16 protein-coding genes are annotated in these 19,208 nt (G+C 53.5%); 1 reads left to right on the top strand and 15 read right to left on the bottom strand.

The genetic code is table 11. The annotated features are described in order from the left end of the window. Positions 1 to 3 precede the first annotated feature (3 nt). From KORLAC_RS09470 to KORLAC_RS09435, 8 genes are all read right to left on the bottom strand, one after another. Positions 4 to 1,635, bottom strand: a complete 1,632-nt coding sequence (locus KORLAC_RS09470) for an XrtA system polysaccharide chain length determinant (protein WP_074519309.1) — start codon at positions 1,633 to 1,635, stop codon at positions 4 to 6. 48 nt (positions 1,636 to 1,683) lie between these two features. Continuing rightward, positions 1,684 to 2,313, bottom strand: coding sequence for an XrtA/PEP-CTERM system exopolysaccharide export protein (locus tag KORLAC_RS09465; protein ID WP_068307098.1), 630 nt, complete (start codon positions 2,311 to 2,313; stop codon positions 1,684 to 1,686). 146 nt (positions 2,314 to 2,459) lie between these two features. Then, the gene (locus KORLAC_RS09460; protein ID WP_068305832.1) at positions 2,460 to 2,654 is read right to left on the bottom strand and encodes a hypothetical protein; all 195 of its coding nucleotides are present in this window, start codon (positions 2,652 to 2,654) and stop codon (positions 2,460 to 2,462) included. Beyond that, a complete protein-coding gene (galE, locus tag KORLAC_RS09455; protein WP_068305830.1) occupies positions 2,620 to 3,615 on the bottom strand; it encodes a UDP-glucose 4-epimerase GalE in 996 nt (331 codons plus the stop codon). The genes KORLAC_RS09460 and galE overlap by 35 nt, the downstream gene beginning before the upstream one ends. Positions 3,616 to 3,622: 7 nt before the next feature. Further along, positions 3,623 to 4,819 (bottom strand): glycosyltransferase, encoded by a 1,197-nt coding sequence (locus tag KORLAC_RS09450; RefSeq protein WP_206594910.1) that lies wholly within the window; start codon positions 4,817 to 4,819, stop codon positions 3,623 to 3,625. Positions 4,820 to 4,822: 3 nt separating this feature from the next. Beyond that, the gene (gene prsT / locus KORLAC_RS09445; RefSeq protein WP_206594909.1) at positions 4,823 to 7,570 is read right to left on the bottom strand and encodes an XrtA/PEP-CTERM system TPR-repeat protein PrsT; all 2,748 of its coding nucleotides are present in this window, start codon (positions 7,568 to 7,570) and stop codon (positions 4,823 to 4,825) included. An 86-nt stretch (positions 7,571 to 7,656) separates the two neighbouring features. Next, a complete protein-coding gene (locus tag KORLAC_RS09440) occupies positions 7,657 to 9,054 on the bottom strand; it encodes a TIGR03013 family XrtA/PEP-CTERM system glycosyltransferase (RefSeq protein WP_068305824.1) in 1,398 nt (465 codons plus the stop codon). Between the two features lie 147 nt (positions 9,055 to 9,201). Next, complete coding sequence (locus KORLAC_RS09435; protein ID WP_068305822.1) at positions 9,202 to 10,137, bottom strand: nicotinate-nucleotide--dimethylbenzimidazole phosphoribosyltransferase; 936 nt, start codon at positions 10,135 to 10,137, stop codon at positions 9,202 to 9,204. 174 nt (positions 10,138 to 10,311) lie between these two features. Between KORLAC_RS09435 and KORLAC_RS18995 the strand changes: the two genes are divergently transcribed. Next, positions 10,312 to 12,714 (top strand): hypothetical protein, encoded by a 2,403-nt coding sequence (locus tag KORLAC_RS18995; RefSeq protein WP_068305820.1) that lies wholly within the window; start codon positions 10,312 to 10,314, stop codon positions 12,712 to 12,714. Positions 12,715 to 12,810: 96 nt separating this feature from the next. Here KORLAC_RS18995 and KORLAC_RS09425 read toward each other — a convergent pair whose 3' ends face one another. From KORLAC_RS09425 to KORLAC_RS09395, 7 genes are all read right to left on the bottom strand, one after another. Further along, positions 12,811 to 13,212, bottom strand: coding sequence for a helix-turn-helix domain-containing protein (locus tag KORLAC_RS09425; RefSeq protein WP_068145015.1), 402 nt, complete (start codon positions 13,210 to 13,212; stop codon positions 12,811 to 12,813). A 257-nt stretch (positions 13,213 to 13,469) separates the two neighbouring features. Beyond that, complete coding sequence (gene pepN, locus KORLAC_RS09420; protein ID WP_068305818.1) at positions 13,470 to 16,103, bottom strand: aminopeptidase N; 2,634 nt, start codon at positions 16,101 to 16,103, stop codon at positions 13,470 to 13,472. Between the two features lie 2 nt (positions 16,104 to 16,105). Beyond that, positions 16,106 to 16,597 carry an Lrp/AsnC family transcriptional regulator gene (locus tag KORLAC_RS09415; RefSeq protein WP_068305816.1) on the bottom strand — a complete coding sequence of 164 codons (492 nt, stop codon included), beginning with the start codon at positions 16,595 to 16,597 and terminating at the stop codon, positions 16,106 to 16,108. A gap of 143 nt (positions 16,598 to 16,740) precedes the next feature. Then, complete coding sequence (locus tag KORLAC_RS09410) at positions 16,741 to 17,196, bottom strand: DoxX family protein (protein ID WP_082714597.1); 456 nt, start codon at positions 17,194 to 17,196, stop codon at positions 16,741 to 16,743. A 27-nt stretch (positions 17,197 to 17,223) separates the two neighbouring features. Continuing rightward, the gene (locus KORLAC_RS09405) at positions 17,224 to 17,916 is read right to left on the bottom strand and encodes an HvfC/BufC N-terminal domain-containing protein (protein ID WP_241493415.1); all 693 of its coding nucleotides are present in this window, start codon (positions 17,914 to 17,916) and stop codon (positions 17,224 to 17,226) included. A 22-nt stretch (positions 17,917 to 17,938) separates the two neighbouring features. After that, positions 17,939 to 18,820, bottom strand: coding sequence for an MNIO family bufferin maturase (bufB, locus tag KORLAC_RS09400; RefSeq protein ID WP_068305812.1), 882 nt, complete (start codon positions 18,818 to 18,820; stop codon positions 17,939 to 17,941). A 44-nt stretch (positions 18,821 to 18,864) separates the two neighbouring features. Then, a complete protein-coding gene (locus tag KORLAC_RS09395; protein WP_068305810.1) occupies positions 18,865 to 19,143 on the bottom strand; it encodes a BufA1 family periplasmic bufferin-type metallophore in 279 nt (92 codons plus the stop codon). Between the last annotated feature and the right edge of the window lie 65 nt (positions 19,144 to 19,208).

Raw genomic sequence — 19,208 nt, 5'->3', positions numbered from 1 at the left:
CCCTTATCCTACCGTCGGCGCGCCGAAAATATCGAACGCAAGCAGGGATACAAAGATTATCATCAACAGCATAACCCCGCCCGCGAAGGACAGCAGATCGATACTACGGCGACGGTTTTCGTCCTCGGACATGGATTTGGTCACATTGCCCAAAATGGGCAGGTCGAAATGTGCCCGTAACTGATCAACAGTAATCACAACCGGGCGCAACTGGGACAGCACCAGTGCCACACCGATGCCCGCAATCAGCGATCCAACAAAAACGCCGGCAAAGAATATCAGGCGCGGCGGTCCGCTTGGACTTTGCGGTGTGATGGGTTCTTCAACAACACGGAGTGACATGGCTTCATCAGTTGCCTCGACATCAGCACGAAGATCCAGATCCTGCTTCTGCTGTACAAACTCGTTATACTGCTGACGCAAAGAAATATAGTCGCGCTTCAGCTTACTTTCCTGCGCTTCGATTTCCGGTACCCGCTTTGCCTTCTCTTCCATCTCAGCAACCGTCCTGCGTTGGTCGCTTTCGCGCTGCTTGAGCGTCTGCAGCTCTGTCCTGGTTTGGATGATCTGCAGCATCAGTTGCTCATACAGGCGGTTCGGTGTTTCCGTTGTCAGGTTTGAATTACGGCCAGCATCTGCCGACCCCTGCAGTTCCGCAGCCAGGGCATCCTGCTTGTCCTGCAACTCTCTTTTGAGTGCATCAATCTGACGCGTCACATTGACAACGTCTGGGTGGCGGTCTTTGAGGCCAAGAACCCTTAGCTGATCCAGCTTCTTCTCAAGGTCGGCAATGCGTTCCTGAAGAGGATCCTGGTCCCCGCCTCTGGAGCCACTCCTGCTAGAGCGGGCTTCCCGAATTGTTGCAGGAACGTTCTTGATTTGTTGCTCAAGGGTGTCGTGCGTTACCTGCGCTTCGGCAATCAGGCTTGTGGTTTTGCGAAGGTCTGCTTTGGCGCTGTCCAGTCGCTGAATAAAGCTGCCCGCAGACCCTAGATACTCAATATTATCCTGTTGGAACTTGGCGACTGAGGTTTCCGCATCCGATAGCTTCTGGGCGTATTCCTGAATTTTCTGGTCGATAAATTCGATTGCGCTATCGGATTTCTGGCGTCCGTCTTCGGTATTCCGTTCGAGGAAGAACGCCAAAAGGTTCGCGACTACTCGTTTCGCCACCTCTGCCCGCTGACGGTCACTAAGCCTGTCATCATCGATCGAATAATGAATGCGGAACATGCCTTCATCAAGCGAGAAGATGCGAATATCGCGTGTCAACTGGCCGACTAGTGCATCAAGGTCTTTATCCGTGCGAGCCAACTGATCGAGATAATCCGAGCGCCGGATGATCTTTTCCAGATTGGCGCGGGTTACAACAGTCCTGCGGACAATCTCCACCTTGCGCATCAAGTCAACGTTGATGCCCATCTCCCGCGCGATAGTTGGCAAAATAGTCTCAGTATCAACGAATATCTGAGCTGACGCTTCATACTTGTAAGGCATCGTGGCTACTAGCGCCCAGCCCAACAGGCTGACCAACCAGGTCGTTCCAAGCATATACCAACGCTTCCGCCAAATACCGTATGCAATGGCTTTAACCTGTTGATATATATCATGTAAACTGGACTGCTGAACAGCCATTCGCCTTACTCCGATACCAACAATTTATGTCCTGCAGCCAACAGTATACTACAGAATGCTCTCAGGGATAATCAGTACGTCACCCGGCAAAATCTTGACGTTTGCGTCAATTTCACCGTCCTTGAGCAACGATTCAATCTTAAGCCCATATTCCTTTTGCTCGCCATTCTCGAAACGAACAAGCGTTGCGCGGTCGCCCGCCGCAAATTCCGTCAGACCGCCAACCTGGATCATGACGTCCAGAAGCGTCATGTTGGCGCGGTAGGGAATAGCCTGCGGGCTTGCCGCCTCGCCCACCACGCGCACTTGCTGCGAGAAAGGACCGAAGAAGTTCTGAACAACAACGGTCACGATCGGCTGAGTGATGTATACGCCAAGCTGCTCTTCAATATCCCTCGCCAACTGGCTTGGTGTCTTGCCCGTCGCAGGCAGATCTTCCACGAGCGGCATGGTCAGGCGTCCATCCGGGCGAACGGTTACAATCACAGAAAGCTCTGGGCTTCGCCAAACATGGACACTCAGTCCGTCGCCTGGCCCGATCACATAGTTCGGCCCCGGCCCTTCATCGGGCGGCACGAAGGGTGCAGGAGGTAGCCTGTCTGGCCAATTGAAGAAATAACAACCACTTAACAGGCTGGCTCCAGCTATCAGCACAAAAAGCCTAGCCCACAATTTCAATGCCGCTGTCACAAGCCCTTCTTTCCTCAATTCATATCATTTACCGTGCATTCAGCACTATCTGGGCAATATGCCAAGCAGATTCCAAATAAATCAAGCGCTTTATTAAAGACTTAGGTTGTAAGAAACCAGCGATATCTAATGGTTTAGCGGTCTCTTTCCTCTTTATTTTGACTCACATTGAACTTGCTATTGTCTTCATCGCCGGCAAAGTCGTCATAGTCATCATTCTTGACCATCCAATAGACAAGCCAAGCAGCAAAGAAGCAAAATCCTATAAAATATAGCGTTTCCAGAGCCTTACCCTTACCTTTTGGCTGCCAGCGCTTCTTGCCAATCAAGAGAGTGCCTTAATATTTGACCCAGCGTATCATGCTTTGGCTGCCAATTCAGCACCCCTCGCAAGGCCGCGACGTTTGCGACGACACAAGGTGCTTCACCAGCGCGCGCGGCCCCAAATTCACAAGGCACGTCCCGTCCGGCTATCTCGCTCAACGCCGTGACAACCTCAAGCACGCTATACCCCTTGCCATAGCCCAGGTTCAGTCGCCGGCTTTCACCGCCTTCTTCCAGGTAGGCCAACAGGGCGACATGGGCATCAGCGACATCGGTTACATGGATATAGTCTCTCACTCCCGTGCCGTCGGGCGTAGCCAATGCTTTGCCGAAGACCGTCAGCGGCGGCGCCCCGCCCAAAAGAGCATCAATGGCTCGCCCAATCAAATGCACGGGCTTTTCCTGATATTGGCCGTGCCGCATATCTGGGTCGGCCCCCGCCACGTTGAAGTAGCGGAAAATCCCATATTTAAGTGCCCCTGTCGCCGCGACGTCTTCCAGCAACCGCTCCGTGAATAGTTTGGACCAACCATATGGATTGAGTGGAAACGTCGTATCCTTTTCCGATACCGGGCGGCCCGGTGTTGTTCCGTATACAGCAGCTGTCGATGAAAAGATGAAATTTTCCACGCCCCCGGCCATACAGGCCTCAATCAGGGCCCGACTACCTTCTGTGTTATTCTCATAGTATTTCAAAGGGTTGGAGACAGATTCATCAACTTTAATTGAACCTGCAAAATGTAGAACGCTACGAATGCCATGCCGCACCAACACGTTTTTCACCAGTGCTTGGTCATGCACCCGCCCTTCATAGAAATGCGTTCGCGCGAGAAAGTCATTGCGATGGCCTGTCGATAAATCATCAAGCACACATACCTCAAAACCCTGATCAAGAAGCGCCAGAACGGTTTGACCGCCAATATAGCCAGCTCCACCAGTTACCAGAATGCTGTTACCCTTACCCACCGAAAGACTACCTTCCTGAAAATTCTTCTACCACCGCCTCAAAAATCGCCTTTTGTCCCATGGAGATTTCTCGCCAGCCAAACTGTTGGGCATAGCGCCGAACCGCGTCGCGCCCTGGATGATTTGCGATAAGGTCCATGACTGCATCAGCGTATGCTTCTGCGCTCTGACCGCAAACCAACCGCCCAGCTTCCGGTACGGTGACCAGGTCAAGCGCCCCCGCGACCGCATTCGAGACAACCGGCGTACCGCAGGCCATAGCTTCAAGCAATACATTTGCCCAGCCTTCGCGCTCAGACGGTAACATCAGGACATCAGCGCCACCAAGATGCTCCGGCATCCTTTCCGGTGCCTGTTGCCCGAGGAATGTGACACGGTCGTCCAATCCCAACGACTGCACCAACGCCTCAAGTGCAGGACGTTCGGGGCCATCTCCCACCAAGGTAACTCGCGCTCCAGGTAATAGATCCGCCACCTTGATCACCAGGTCTGCGCGCTTGCGACGGATCAGCCAGCCAGCGAAAACAATATGAAAGTCGTCACGCCCCCTGGGTTTGTTAGGAGTACCTGGAAGAATATTAAAGCGTTCTGCATCGACACCGTTTCGCAGCGTTGTCATGGGGGTGGTAACACCAATCTCAGTCAATTCTTCCTTCAAACTGTTGCTGACAGTGATGATATGGCTGCATTGGCTAGCGGCTCTTAATATCCTGGTTCGAAAAGGCTGACTTCTGCCAATCTCCGTGACGTCACTGCCCCGCGCCGTCATGACCACAGGCTTACCAAACTCGCGGCCCAGCATGGCCGCAGCGACACCGTCCGGATATAGATAATGGGCGTCAATCAGGTCTGGATCGAACCCTGTTTGCTGAAGCGCCCTTAACTGCTTCGCAGCAGCACGTGCGAGAAACCGAGGCGTCAGTCTCATCCCTATCTTGGGTAGGACCAGAAACCGTGGGTGAAACACATTGACACCGTGACGCTTTTCATGGGCCGGCACACAGGCGACAGCACCATAGCGTCCGAACATGCGATGACGGAAAGGAAACCAGGGAACCGGAGCAATCACCTGAGCTTCGATATCTGTGTCCCGCAGAAGATGCCTTAGGCGGTTCTCGACAAACACACCAAAACTTGGCTGTTCCGCATTGGGGAACAAACTTGAAAAAGTAATTATTTTCAATTTCTTACAACCAAGTTCCAATGTTTAACGCAAAAGTTCAAGCTGACGCCTGGCATCCGCGGCCTGACTGAAGTCGGGGTCAAGCTGCAGTGCACCCTCGAAAGCGGCTTCAGCATCGTTTCGGCGACCCCTTGCAAGGTAGGCCATACCCAAATGGTAACGATACAGAGCCTCTGCGGGCGCCCTCCGCGTCGCCTGCTCAAGCGCAGGTATCGATTTGGATGTATCGCGGGTCGCCTGCAGAAGAATCCAACCATAGGCATCCAGGATGAAGGGGTCTTCCGGTCGGATAAGGTATGCTCGCTCAATCAATGGGACGCTTTTGCTGTTACCGTCTTCCATATAGGCCAGAGCAAGAACCGCAGCGACATGAGCATCGGCTACACCATTGCGCAGAATGGATTCATATTGCTTGATGGCTGCGCCAGTTCGGCCCTGGCTGACATATAACCCACCCAACATGAGCCGCGCATCCCTGCTAACGGGCGTTTTGCTTATGAAACCTTCCAAAGTTGCAATCGCTGCAGCCTTGTCGCCCAATTGCTCATAGCTACGGGCGAGGCCCAGATAGAGATCACTACTATTCGCGGTCGTCATGGCTGCTCTATAGGCCTCGACAGCCTCCTCTGGCCGCCCTGACCGCAATAACAAATCTCCAACAACGCCGGCGGAAACATCTGCGGGCCTCTTGCCCGGCTTCAGGCCACTCCGGCGCGCCATCGCCTCGTCAAATCGTTCTGAAAGCGCGTCCGCGGCAAATATATACCAGTCCAACACCCCTTCGTCTGGCTTGCTCTCTCTAGCCTGCGAGGCTCGTCGGAATGCGGTTTTCGATCCTGTATAAAGCTTTATTGCAAGCATCGCCCGGCCTTGCAGCAAATGAGCTTCGCCACTTTCGGGATAATAGGCAACATATCGTGACAAGGGCCGTATCGCCAGCCGAGCCTCACCCAGTTGCAGCAAAAGCTCTCCCATGCGGCGCAGCAAGTCTGGCCGGTCTGCAGCCATGACCGCTGTATCCTTGGCCTGAGAGATCGCATCTGCAGTCTTGCCGGCACCACCAAGAGCTTCCGAATAATCAGCCCATACATCCACAGAATTAGGGATCGCCCTGACAGCGGCGCTAAAATATTCCACAGCCTCTGCGGGCTTGTTTTGCCGCAGCAGCGTACGTCCCAGCATCGCTTTAGCCCTGGCGTCATTGGGAGTAACTTCAAGGAGCCGTTTCAGGTCCTTTTCTGCATTGCCAAACTGACCAAGTTGAATTTGCGACAGCGCCTTGTTCCTGAGCGCCGTGTAATATTCAGGATTTCGGGAATAGGCAGCCTCAAAAGACCGCGCAGCCGCTGCATACTGACCACGCTTGAATTCAAGCGACCCTTTAAGGTTATACCCAAGGCCACGATCCGGTGCGAAGGCCAACATGCTCGCAATCGTCTTCTCAGCGGCATCAAGATCATCCTCGCGAATTTGCATCCCCGCAAGAATGGCCAGGCTGCGCAGGTTCGCCTGCTGGTTCTGAACCGCCTGAGCCAGCGTCGACAAGGCATCCCCCGTCTGGCCAGCAACGAACTTTGCCAGCGCCAACTTGGCAATCAGATCGATATCGTTAAGCCCGGCCTCCCCACCCGTTTTAGCGGCCAAGGCCTCGTAGAGAATTTTTCCATTCTCAATGTCGCCCAAACGCATGGTGGCTGCAGCCGCAATTGCCAGAATATTTGGATCATCAGGCCTGGCTTCCAATGCGGGCCTCAGTGTGTTGAGCGCCGCCTGGGGTTGTTCTTGTTTCAGGTAGGCCGATGCCAGTGTCAACCGAGCAGGTAAGCTAGCAGGCCGAGCACTGACAACCTTTTGCAGCAGCTCTTCTGCCTGGCTTAGGTTGCCCAGCTCGTAGGCTACAAGACCTCGAATATAGATCGCCGGCAAGTAATTTTCGGTAACAACCCGTGCCGAATTCAAAAGTGTATTCGCTTCTTCATATCGGCCTTGGCGAGCGAGGATTGTGCCCGATAGATATAGCGCCATTGGATGCTTGGGCGCTGCAGCATATATAGCGTCCAGATACGTCTGCGCGTCCTCAATCCTGCCTTGGTCGATACGCATCGCCGCCAATTCTATGTTGGCCAGAATATTGCCGGGAAATAGTTTCTGCGCTTCGAGAAAATACTCTTCCGCCGCAGCTATGTTGCCTTGATACCGGGCAATCAGCCCCTCAGTATAGCGGACCATGGTATTGTCCGGTGCTAGCACGGCAGCTTTCTGCGCATAATCTGCCGCCTGGTCCAGACGCCCGTTTTGAAGACCCAGGCGCGAGAGCCCTAGATAGGCCTGGAAATTACTATCATCAGCCGCACGTGCCAATTCATAGTTTTTGTGCGCTTCGTCATACTTTCTGAGCGCAAAGTTTGCATCCCCTAGCACAACATATGAGTCTGCACGTTGAACTGATGGAATGTTGACACCGCGCAATGCACCAATAGCGTCGGAAAACTTGCCCTGCAGCAGCTTCGTTTTGGCAAACAACACAGCCGTTTGGGCATAGTCTGCCCCAAGGCGGCGTGCACGTTCGATTGCTGCCTCGGCTGCAATCCCGGCACCAGTCTGGATATAAGCGCGAGAGAGTAGGATATAGAGCTCGCTATCGGCCTGACCGCCCTGTTGGATCTGCTCAATGCGTCGGATTGCGGCCTCAAAATCTCCTGAATCGATAAGGACCCGGACATCTTCCTTGCCAGATTGGGCCACAACACCACTTGTCCCGGCAATCGCCATTAAGGCGAAGGCCGCAACCCCTTCCCTCAACCGTTTCCCAGCTGCCTTAAGTTGGACTGAAACTGTGCTGCCTGGCTGCATACCTCTTACCTTACCCCAGCTGGAAAAAGAACTACCCTTACGGTCTGGATGATAATCAACAAGTCCAGAAACAAAGAATAGTTTTTGATATAATAAAGGTCGTATTCAAGTTTGCGCTTTGCATCCTCAACTGAAGCCCCATACGGGTAGCGAATTTGCGCCCAGCCCGTCATACCGGGCTTGACACAGTGCCTTTCCCTAAAAAACGGTATCTGTTGTTCAAGCTGGTCCACGAAAAAAGGTCTTTCCGGACGGGGGCCAACAAAGCTCATATCACCTTTGAAGACATTCCACAGTTGCGGCATTTCATCCAACCTGGATTGCCTCAGAAAAGCACCAATTGGCGTGATCCGCGGATCTTTTTCTTCTGCCCACTGCGGCCCACTTTGTGTTTCGGCATCAACGCGCATACTGCGCAGCTTCACCAACCGGAAGGTCTTACCATTCAACCCGGCTCTTTCCTGCAGATAGAAAACAGGCCCTCGGCTAGTTAGCTTGATCGCAATAGCGGCAGCAATCAACAAAGGGCTCACAAGAAGCCCAAAGAGCAGACTAACTGTCAGGTCCAGTATCCTTTTGCCGGCACTTTCAAGCGCCGTTGCGCCCTGGAATCCATCGGAAAAAATGATCCACTCCGCGCTCACTGAACTGACATCAACATAGCCGCGAATTTGTTCGTAACACGTAAGCCTATCTTTCACTTCAATGCCTGCCAACTTACAGGCAATAAGCGCTTCCAAGGGAAGTTCAGCACTTGCACCGTCCTGCGTCACGATTATCATTTCGATATGATTGTCTTTAGCGAATTCATCAAGCATGGAAATGTCTTCCAGCTTCACCGCATTTTGCACCAATATCTGCTCATTGGGGAGCGCAACTGTACGAACGATGTTGATGCCGGCTTCACGCGCCCTTTCAGTATATTGCATCAAATCCTGGGCCGTTTTACCCGCCCCCAGTATTAAGACGCGCCTTCCCAGAAAGTCTGGGCTACCAAAGGCCATGAAGATGCCGCGAGCGATCATCAGAAAGGTGCTCGACAACACAATGGCCAACACCATGATTGAACGCCATAGAGGCAATGTAGGCACAAGAAAAAGAACTGCCGCAGCAACCAGAGCGCCAATCAGCAATCCTACCGCCAATCGAACCCAAAATACGCGGAAATCTGTGAGGGATTCAGATTGGTAAACTCCCACACCGATAAGAACCGGAAGGCTTACTGTTGGCAGCAGGCCCTTTGCGGCCCAGCCCACCAGCCCCAGGTCCATGGCTCCGGTAAGATCCAGCGACCAATAACGAAGCCATTCTGCGCCAATAGACGCACCTAAAATCAATAGAAAATCGATAGCCGCCAGGCCAAGCTTTATTGGCGATACATAGTGCCGAAAGATCCGAACCATCTTTGATACGCCCTGCCGCTTTACAATTCCCCACCTCGTGCGAAGCCTAGGCAATACAAACGAAAATGCAAGTTATTGTTCCTATTCAATAACTTCCCGGCCAAGCCTGGGGTGCCGTTTCACGCTGCTTCTGTGGCATAGATAAGGCTATTTAGGCTGATCCCGCAGGCCAAGCATTGCAGAAGCCGCACCAAGGACTGACACTGCCATTGCAATACCGCATCCCGGCCCACCACCTACAGGCACGCCTAGGATTGGCTTCTTGCCAAGACGGGCCCATACCGCCTCCTGCAATGCATCATCTGCAGATGCAGGGACAGCATGCTCTGTCGCGCCTTCTGTAACTGCTTCAAGAACTGCTGTCGCTGCAATTGCCGCCCAGCCGTCTGACAGTACAGCCAACCGACGGCTTCTGGCAGCGACCAGTGCTCCAATTGCAGCCGCAATCTCACGCCCACCGATCCGCCGCATGATTTCAAGCGGATCGTCCGCAGCGCCGATACCATCTTCCAGCAGGGCCCTTGCCCCGGCCGCAACTTCACTGTCAGCCAGTTCAAGCAATGGATCGTCCGTTGTTATGCCTTTGATCGCCATCACAATCGCCAGCGCGCGCGCCGCATTTCCGGGCGCCATATCGGTCAATCCCAGTATATGGCCGCCAGCCGCAGTTGCTTCCATGCCAAATGCGACCGCCGCCATGCAATCGGGTTCTGGCCATTCCGTTTGATTTGAATGCGGCATTTCAGGCGCCATTTGGATGGCGCGCAGACCTATGCCTTTGTCGACACATAACAGGTTGACCGCGGCAGCGCCCTTTGAGGTCGCGTCAATATAGCCGGTCACTGCCGACGGATCATGCCCTTCGTAGCTTGAAGCCAACACACAGATGTGGCTTTCAGCAATCGTCGGCTCAGCTGTTCCCTGCCACCTCGCCATCCAACTCGCTAAGCCCGCCAGACCACTGGCGCTATCCAGCGGCTTGTTTTCAAGGGCTTCACGGACCTTCTTGGCAGCGCAATTATCGGGCTCTGGCAGTTGGCCTGCAATAGCTCGAAGATCGTCAAAGGGGTGACCAGTTAACATGTTTTTATGATCCATAGTATAAATTGGAGGTCAATTGAGTGCTGTTATGGGCCAGTGATTAGCCCGCAACCAATGAAGAAAGCAAGGAATACCACCAAAATGCGTTTGTTAAACGTGATTATGGTGTATTAAGTTAAATTTGAACAAAAGACTTTTGTTGTTGAGGAACCATGGATGCTGAAAAGCAATAAGTCGCTGATTGTCTCGACCCTGCTGACCGGTACAGCGGTCGCAACGGGCACACTATTATATGGTGCCTGGCAGCAGGAAGAAGAATTGAGCATTCTTGATGACACGTTGCCGCCGGTAATCGGCGACCGGCTGCTACCTCCCCCTGCAACATATGTGATGACAACGCCGCCGCCGGTGGAAATCCCAGGTATCAGGCGGCTGAAGGTTGTCCGCCCGGCACTGAGAAGTGTCGTTTCCGGTACCCCTGACACAGCACCTGTTCGTGATACGGACGACCAGGCTGCAGACTTCTACCTTACTGGCACCAGAAGCGCTGACCTGATCCGGTCTCCCGTAGAAGCGCGGATCGAAACCTTCCCGACTGTTACATTGGATGAAGCAGTTGAAGGCGCCCTTGCCGTTGATGAATGGGGCTTTCAGGTGGTTCAGTCCTACCTGAACCAGGCGATGGGCGATTCAGATGCCCTCAAAGCACGGATGGACGCGCTGCTGACGAAAATCGAAGAAGCGGCAGGTGATTATGATCTCGCAACCATTTCAGATGCCGCAAACCTGATTATTGAGGCTGGTGCCCGCACCCACTGGACCGCCTTCATGGCGCCCTTTGTGCTGGATGAAAACTTCAAATTGACAGAAGGCGCCATGGGCTGGGATCTCGGGCCTTCGGGCAGTACACCGTATGAAAAGTTTGTACGGGTCAGCTCCGAAAGCAAGATGCTTATCGGCGACCAGATGAGCGATGAAGCAGCTAACACGGGACCTTCCATTCTGTCGAACGGTGTTCGCAATGTGGAACAGTTTGTCGCCAATAACGTTCCCAACGGCCGCTACCGCGTTGTTATCCTTACAGCGCCCCGCCCTAACGGCCAGTCCCCGCTTTATCCTTTTGGCGTAGACGTCAAGCGTAACGGCGGCAAGGTCAACATGGTGGACACCCGGGCAACTGACGACCTGGTCCCGGTCATGAAGCTGGGCACCAATGGGCCGGACCGGCTTTCGGCACCGACAGATGGCACTGGTGCCAACGCAACAACCAGCGATAATTCCCAGTTCGATACTCAGGACTATACAGTGCAAGCCAGTGCTAGCGGCCGTCTGGTTCAGACGTCCTTCGGCGATGATCTGACGCTGGGCGGTGGTCCTGTCAGCTTGGCCAGCATCAGCAGTCTTTCAGGCCTTTCACTTGATGCCACGCAGCCCTTCATGCAGTTCGAAGGCGTTGGAGGCGGTGGTTCAGCAACGGGTCATATGCTTGTTACCCGTGTTGAAGTGGTTGATGGCACGCTCAAGATCAATTTCCGCCAGCTCGGTGGCCAGGACACATATATTACCGCCGTTATCATCTATCCAGAACCTTCCGACGAGATTGAGGAAGAACTGGCGGAAGAAGTCGCCGAGTTCATCGAGCGGATTGCGCCTGCTGCCGGCCAGAATATCACGGTCGAAAGCGTCCTGGAGATAGACACGCCTATCATTGATCCCGGCGCGGCATTTGCCGACGCATCTGCTGGCCTGCCTTCACAGGAAGCAGCTGCGGTCACGCCACAGCCATCAACGTCCAACACGGAGAGCACGCCAGAGCCGGCCTCTGAGCCTGACCCGGCACCTGAGCCTACCCCGTCGGAAGACCCGAACGATACACCGGAAACGCCAACGCCACAGCCAGATGATGGCACTCCTGATATTGGCGGCCCAACGACGCCGGAACCAATACCAGAACCGACCCCGGAGCCAACGCCCGAACCAACACCAGAGCCAACTCCCGAGCCAACGCCCGAGCCAACCCCGGAGCCGACGCCAGAACCGGAGCCCGAGCCCGAGCCGACGCCAGAACCAACGCCAGAGCCGGAGCCAGAACCTGAGCCAACCCCGGAGCCGGAACCAGAACCTGAGCCAACGCCCGAGCCGACACCTGAGCCGACACCTGAGCCAAAACTGGCCGCAGAGGCTGGCACATATGACACCGTACTTCTTGGTGAGGACTTCCAGTTGGATGGTTGCGCCTCCACATTTGAAGCAGAGGCTCTCTGTAATCTGACCGATACATCAGAGTTCGAATTGGTATGGCTACTTAATGGCCAGGAGCTTGGAACAGGCGCCAATTTGCTCATTCAAACAGGCGATGGCACAAGCTTTGACGCCACGGGTAATTACCAGGTGACACTGCGTGTGCGCTACGACGGTAGCTTGCTCGGTAGCGGCGAATTCGTGAACCTGATTTCCGGCGGACGCTTGTTCCTGCCTGGTGATTTCATCCTCACCAGCTTGGATACGGCGGTAATCCGGGTGGTTTCCGTGCCAGAACCGCTTGGCGCCCTGCTTTTGGCACCGGGGCTGATCTATCTTGCTCGGCGGGAACGCAGGAAGCACAAAAAGAAGGCCTAAGGGCGCAGCCCTGGTAGCTTATATCCCATCACAATAAAAAAAGCGCGGCCCCCAATTACCGCGCTTTTTGATTAAGAGTCTCGAGCAGAGAGTTAGTTACATACCGTACTCATCCACGCCGCTAGCCAGCAGACGGGCGAGGCCGAGCACTTTCTTGCGAATACGCGGATCAGCGATACGGTAATAGGCTTCGACAAGCTCTTGCGTTTCCTGGCGCTCGAACGCATCTTCGTCCATGCCTTCGATGGCCGCATTGTACCCTGGTAGTTTGGTTTCCGCTCCTTCAAAGAAGTAGGCCACAGGTACATCAAGGGTTGTAGACATTCTAAAAAGACGACTGGAACCGATGCGGTTGGTGCCGCGCTCATACTTCTGCACTTGCTGGAAGGTTACACCCAATTCGTTCCCCAATTGAGTTTGTGACAAACCCAACATTTTGCGACGCGCACGGACGCGTTGCCCAACATGTACATCAATTGGATCAGGACTCTTATTCATTATACTCTCTCTCTGGTGATTGGCTTTGATCATTATAGATTGCAGCTATTTCGATCACTAGCACATTGTCTGAGCACCGAGGCCCCGACAGCTGGATTCCAATTCTGAAGAATACGATGGCCGACAATTACATATAAAAATCAAAGACTAATTATTTCGCCCAAAAAGTGCGAAAAGGTTTATCATTCCTTAATATAGCTGACGCATTAGCCATTCCCCATCGGGAAATTTCATTTTTTACGCGAATCACCACTCTCTTATGCAAGTGACTTTTCTACCAACTCCCTAACATCGTCGCTCAGGTTTGGGGCCTTGAGAACAGATGTCAGAGCATCCTTCATAAAACCTCGGCGCGGCTCTTCGACACGCCCCCAGCGGCCCAGCGGCGCCACAAGGCGCGCAGCTGTCTGCGGATTGATTTCATCAACTTTGGCGATCATTTCTCCAAGAAACCGATAGCCTTCACCACTTTTCTCATGGAAGCGCACCTGATTGAGCATTGAGTAGGTCGATATCAACGATCGCAGCCGATTTGGGTTGTTGAAGGTGAATGCTTCATGCTCGGTCAGCGCCCGAACCCTGGCTACAGTATCCGGCCTTTTGCTTTGGGCTTGAACGGCAAACCACTTGTCAATCACAAGGTCATTCTTCTGCCACTTGCTATAGAAATCAGCCAAGGTCTGGTCTCTGAATGCAAAATCGCTGTGCGCAATCAAGGTCAGAGCTGCCATGCAGTCTGTCATGTTATCGGCTTGGGCATAATGTGCCTGTATGATGGCCTCTCCATCAGGCAGCAACGCAATATAGGTCAGAAGCATATTCCGCAATCTGCGCGCAGCTTTTGCCGATTGATCCAGCGTGTAACCGTGCCCGGCTGTCAGACTGTGATAAAGCGCGATGATCTTTTCCGACGACGCACCAGCAAGCGCCTTGGCCAAGGCCTCGCGAGCAACGTGCACCCGCTCTGGCATCAATACATCCAGTTTCTGCCCCAGGGCGATCTCACTCGGCAAAGCCAGAAGCTCCGCAATCAAAGCCGGGTCAGTATCCTTGTCTTCCAGGTGCCCTACAAAGACCTGCTGCAACAACTCAGGCAGGTGCCCCACGCCATTCGTCTCGACTTGTTTCACCAGATGTCGACTGAATAGGTCCTGCGAAGCTTCCCATCGAACGAAGGCATCGCTATCCTGCACAGCAAGGAAAGCCAGTTCATCATCGCTGAGATCATGATCAAGGACCACAGGCGCACTAAACCCGCGAAGGATGCTCGGCACGGTACCTTCAGGAACATTCCTGAAACGGAAGGACTGCCGTGCATTCCTGAGATGCAGAACACATTCGGAAGAGCTCCAGACGCCGTCTCCCTCAATTTCACCCTTGACGTCACCGCCGTTAGGACCAATCAGACCCACCCGGACAGGCATATGGTACGGCAGTTTGAGCGCTTGACCTGGGCTAGCTCCACATGACTGCTCAAACGTCAGGATTAGGTCTTCTCCGTCCCTTTCGCGCCGCACGACCACTTTCGGCGTGCCTGCCTGTGAATACCACAGGCGAAACTGCTTCAAATCAACGCCGCTGGCATCTTCCATCGCAGTCGCAAAATCTTCACACGTCGCCGCCTGACCATCATGGCGTTCGAAATATAGGTCCATACCCTTGCGGAAGGCCTCTGGTCCGATGATGCAATGCATCATACGAATGACCTCTGCGCCTTTATTGTAGACAGTAGTGGTATAGAAGTTATTGATTTCTATGTATTTTTCTGGGCGAACCGGGTGCGCCAACGGTCCTGCATCCTCTGGATACTGCAGCATTCTAAGGACACGCACATCATCCAGGCGTTTCACCGCCCGAGAGGTCATGTCACTGGAGAATTCCTGATCCCTGAAAACGGTGAGGCCTTCCTTGAGGCTCAGCTGGAACCAATCCCGGCAGGTAACGCGGTTGCCGGTCCAGTTATGGAAATATTCGTGTCCAATCACGCCTTCAACGTGGTCAAAGTCAGCATCGGTCGCCGTTTCTGGGCTAGCCAGCACATACTTGGTGTTAAAGACATTCAGGCCTTTGTTTTCCATGGCCCCCATGTTGAAATCCGACACAGCCACGATGTTGTAGACATCAAGATCATATTCAAGCCCGTATTCCTCTTCGTCCCAGACCATCGCTCGCTTGAGCGACTGCATCGCATAGTCGCATTTGTCCAGGTCCCTCTCGGCAACAAAGATATTCAGCTCTACGTGACGGCCGGAGGCGGTACGGAAACTGTCGCTCTGGCATGCCAGGTCCCCTGCTACCAAGGCAAACAGGTACGAGGGTTTCAGGTGCGGATCATCCCAAACGGCGAAATGCCGCCCGTTTTCAAGGTCACCGCTTTCCTTCGGGTTACCGTTTGAGAGCAGAACCGGACAGCTCTCCTTGTCGGCTTCGACGCGAACCATGTACCGGGTCAGCACATCAGGGCGGTCCGGAAAATAGGTGATATGGCGAAAGCCTTCTGCCTCACATTGTGTGCAAAAGTTTCCACCAGAAAAGTACAGACCTTCAAGGCGAGTGTTTTGTTTAGGATAAACCTTTGTGATGATACCCAGCTCAAACGTCTTCGGTACGGCCCGTATCTGCAGGAAGTCTGCAGATTTGACAAATTGATCGGCAGGGACCGGCTGTCCGTCTATTTCAAGTGCTAGAAGGTCCATAAAGGGCCCGCCGTCAAGCTGGAGGGCGCCTCCTGCATCACCGTGCATCTTGAACAGCGAGCGGGCCTCGACCTCAGCATGATCGTCATGAAGACGAAAGGTCAGGTCGATCTTGTCGATTGTGAAGACCGGAGCCTTATAGTCCTCGAGCCTTATTTCCTGCTTGGGCGCGGAAGCCGCCGACCTTACATCCACAACTAACCCCGCTTACGGCGACTACGGCCACTTTCAATGGCATAATCCAGCGGCAGTGCCGTGGTATATTTGATCCGCTCCATGGCGAAGGATGAACTGACGTCCGTGAGCTGTACGCGCTTGATCAGTTTCTTATAGAAGGTGTCGTATGCAGCCATGTCCGGCACTACCACGCGCATCAGATAATCGATCTCGCCGCTCATGCGGTACAGTTCCACCACTTCCGGGAACTCGCAAACAAGGCGGGCAAATTCATCAAGCCAGTCAAAGTTATGTTCGTTGGTCCGGATCGCGACGAAAACGTCCAGTGGGACATTGATCTTGTTACGGTCAACAAGCGCTACCCGGCGGGTGATATAGCCTTCTTGTTCCAAAATCTGGATCCGGCGCCAACAAGGTGTCGTGGACAAACCAACTGCCTCGGCAATTTCAGCCGTGCTTAACGTAGCGTCTTTTTGCAGCAAATTCAGAATCTTACGGTCGATTTCATCCATGACATGTCCTTAAAACACAATAAAGAGAGGCAACTTCGGTCTGTCTTAGCCGATTTCCATTCTAAATAAAAAGCAAATCGACGGAAAAAAACACAAAAAACTGCCTGTTAGCCCGCCCATCTTTTCAAGATTTCGTGATAAGCCTATTTTCCAGACCGGGAGACCAACAAATGGTCCAGAGAAATCCGCCCTGCCCCTAACATGACAACCGGCAACAGCGCCGCGATCCATGTTGCGTGTTCAGGGAAATATCCGGGATAGACCAAAAACTGTATTACCAGCGTCATTCCGATAAGGCCAAGCGCACCAAAGCGGGCGCCTAAGCCCACCAGCAACATTATCGGCAGGAATGTCTCTGCATAGAGTGCAAGCTGTGCCGCCATTTCAGGATCAATCAGTGGCAGGTCATATTCATCCGCGAACAACATCACTGTTAAATCTGATGGTGTCAGGTACGAGTCTCCAGCCTTCGATCTGCCTGAGAGGTAGAATATCTTTGCAGCCCAGGCCCGAACGAAGAGCAACATATAATCCTGCAACAGGAAGGCGCGGCCAAGCCGGGCAAACAGCGCATGGTATTGCTCCGAAAGATTCTTCAATGTTTTACCTTCTCTTCTTTATTATCGTTATTTTGGTTTGATCGCCCCCCTGTCGATCAATTCTTCGAGCATCGCCGACCCGATCGTTATATCCTTTTGGTCACCGCTCAATTTTGCCAGCGTGCCTGCTGTTTCTGCATCCAGCAATTGGTAGAACACCTGCCCCCCGTGCAACACCAGCAGGATGGTTTGCCCATCGTCTTCAATGTTCAGGTCGTCGGGTGTTATTTGGCCTGACAATGCCTGCCAGAGGTCATAAATGGGGAAATTGCTATCAAGCACGCGCGCATTGTCATGCAAGGCGAAACCCATTCCTGCTTCATGCGCTGCCTGCGCAGCTGTGATATCCTCATAAACCGCTGCTTCCTCCGCATTTGCCAGTTCGTGGGTATACCACTCAAGCCGTGCCACATCAGCGAGGTAAGGCACAGATTTGGCTGCCGAGTATATCCCGAAGAAATTTGCCACATCCCGACCATAGGCATAAAGCGCCGCGTCAACAGGAGGGTATTCAAGCACAAAGTGGCGCAGCGCCTGCCGCAGGAACAATTCACCCACCAAAGCCTGACATAACGGGAAAATCCCCAACAGTGCTTCGCTCAGGCTCTCTCTGAAATTATTCTGGTGGATGCGCAACCGCGCTGCCGGTCCCAGATGATCATCCTTGATCGCGCCAAGCAGGCTGTCATCTGCCTCCTGCCCCAAGATGGTGCGCGCCATAGACCGCTGTATGTCGCCAAGGTCACCCACGGGTGGCAGCCTGACCGGGCTCGACCATCTCTGACATCAGCTTCTGTGCCTTCTCTGCCTCGACAACAAGCACATCAAGCGTTGGGATATTTGAATCCCATTCAATAAGGGTTGGCCGCGGCCCTATCCGGGCAATAACCCGCTCATAAAGCGTCCAAACGCTGTCGGAGACACGGCTACCGTGGTCATCGATGCGAAGGGTTTGGCCCTCCACATCCCGCGTCAGGTGTCCGGCCAAGTGGATTTCCCCAACAAGATCCGCCGGAATGCTATCTAGATAAGCCCGAACGTCCCAACCGATATTTTTGCCCGATACATAGACATTGTTCACGTCAAGCAGCACGCCACAGCCGGTCGCTTCGGCAAGTGCCACCAGGAAATCGACTTCCGGCATCTCATCATCTGCAAATGTTAGGTAGCTGGAAGGGTTCTCGATCAGGATTTTGCGACCAATAGCATCCTGCATGGCTTTGACATTGCGCGTAACAACACGGAGGCTTTCCTGTGTCATCGGCACGGGTAACAGGTCATTCAGGTATGTATCACCGGCCCGCGACCAAGCCAGATGCTCGGATACCAGCCAAGGCCTGTAGCGGTTGACCACCTCACTGAACCGCTGCAGATGTTTTCTGTTTAGGCCCTCTGCTGACCCAAGTGACATGCCAACACCGTGGATGGAGAGCGGGTAGGTTTCTCTGATTTCTTCGAGGTAACGGTGGTGAGCACCGCCCGGCATCATATAATTTTCAGCATGCACCTCAAAAAAGGCAAGCGCTGGCTTTGAAGTCAACACGTCATCATAGTGTTGTGATTTCAAGCCAACGCCAACCGGTTTTTGAGCCCCTTTAGCAGCGATATATGCTGGAAATGTCATTCTATCCCCACGCAGTTACTGATCACCGCCATCGGTTATCCTTGTTAGGAGCGCTTAGGTTCTTTGGATCCACCTGCAATGCGGTCACACATGCCAGCAGGCACATAGATCCACTCTTCTGGATGGTTATCCATCTTGGCCTGACCTGCGCAGCTGTGCGCAGAGGTCTGGCAATCGTTCATGCCCTTGGCAACCACACCGTAGCACTTTTCTTTCTTGGCTTTCTTGTCGTCAGCTGTGGCAACGCCAGAGGCGGCCGCCAACGCAAATGCCGCTGCACTTGTGGTAATCACTGCAGATTTCGCAAAACGGTTGAGTTTCATCTTAAACTTCCCTTTTCAGTCTTCATAACATCGTTAAGGCGGACACCGGTGCCTGCCTGCGTGGT

It is taken from the genome of Kordiimonas lacus (genome assembly GCF_001550055.1).
GTDB lineage: Bacteria > Pseudomonadota > Alphaproteobacteria > Sphingomonadales > Kordiimonadaceae > Kordiimonas > Kordiimonas lacus.
The sequence above is the reverse complement of the archived record's forward strand: the minus strand, read 5'-3'. Positions and strand labels throughout refer to the sequence as shown.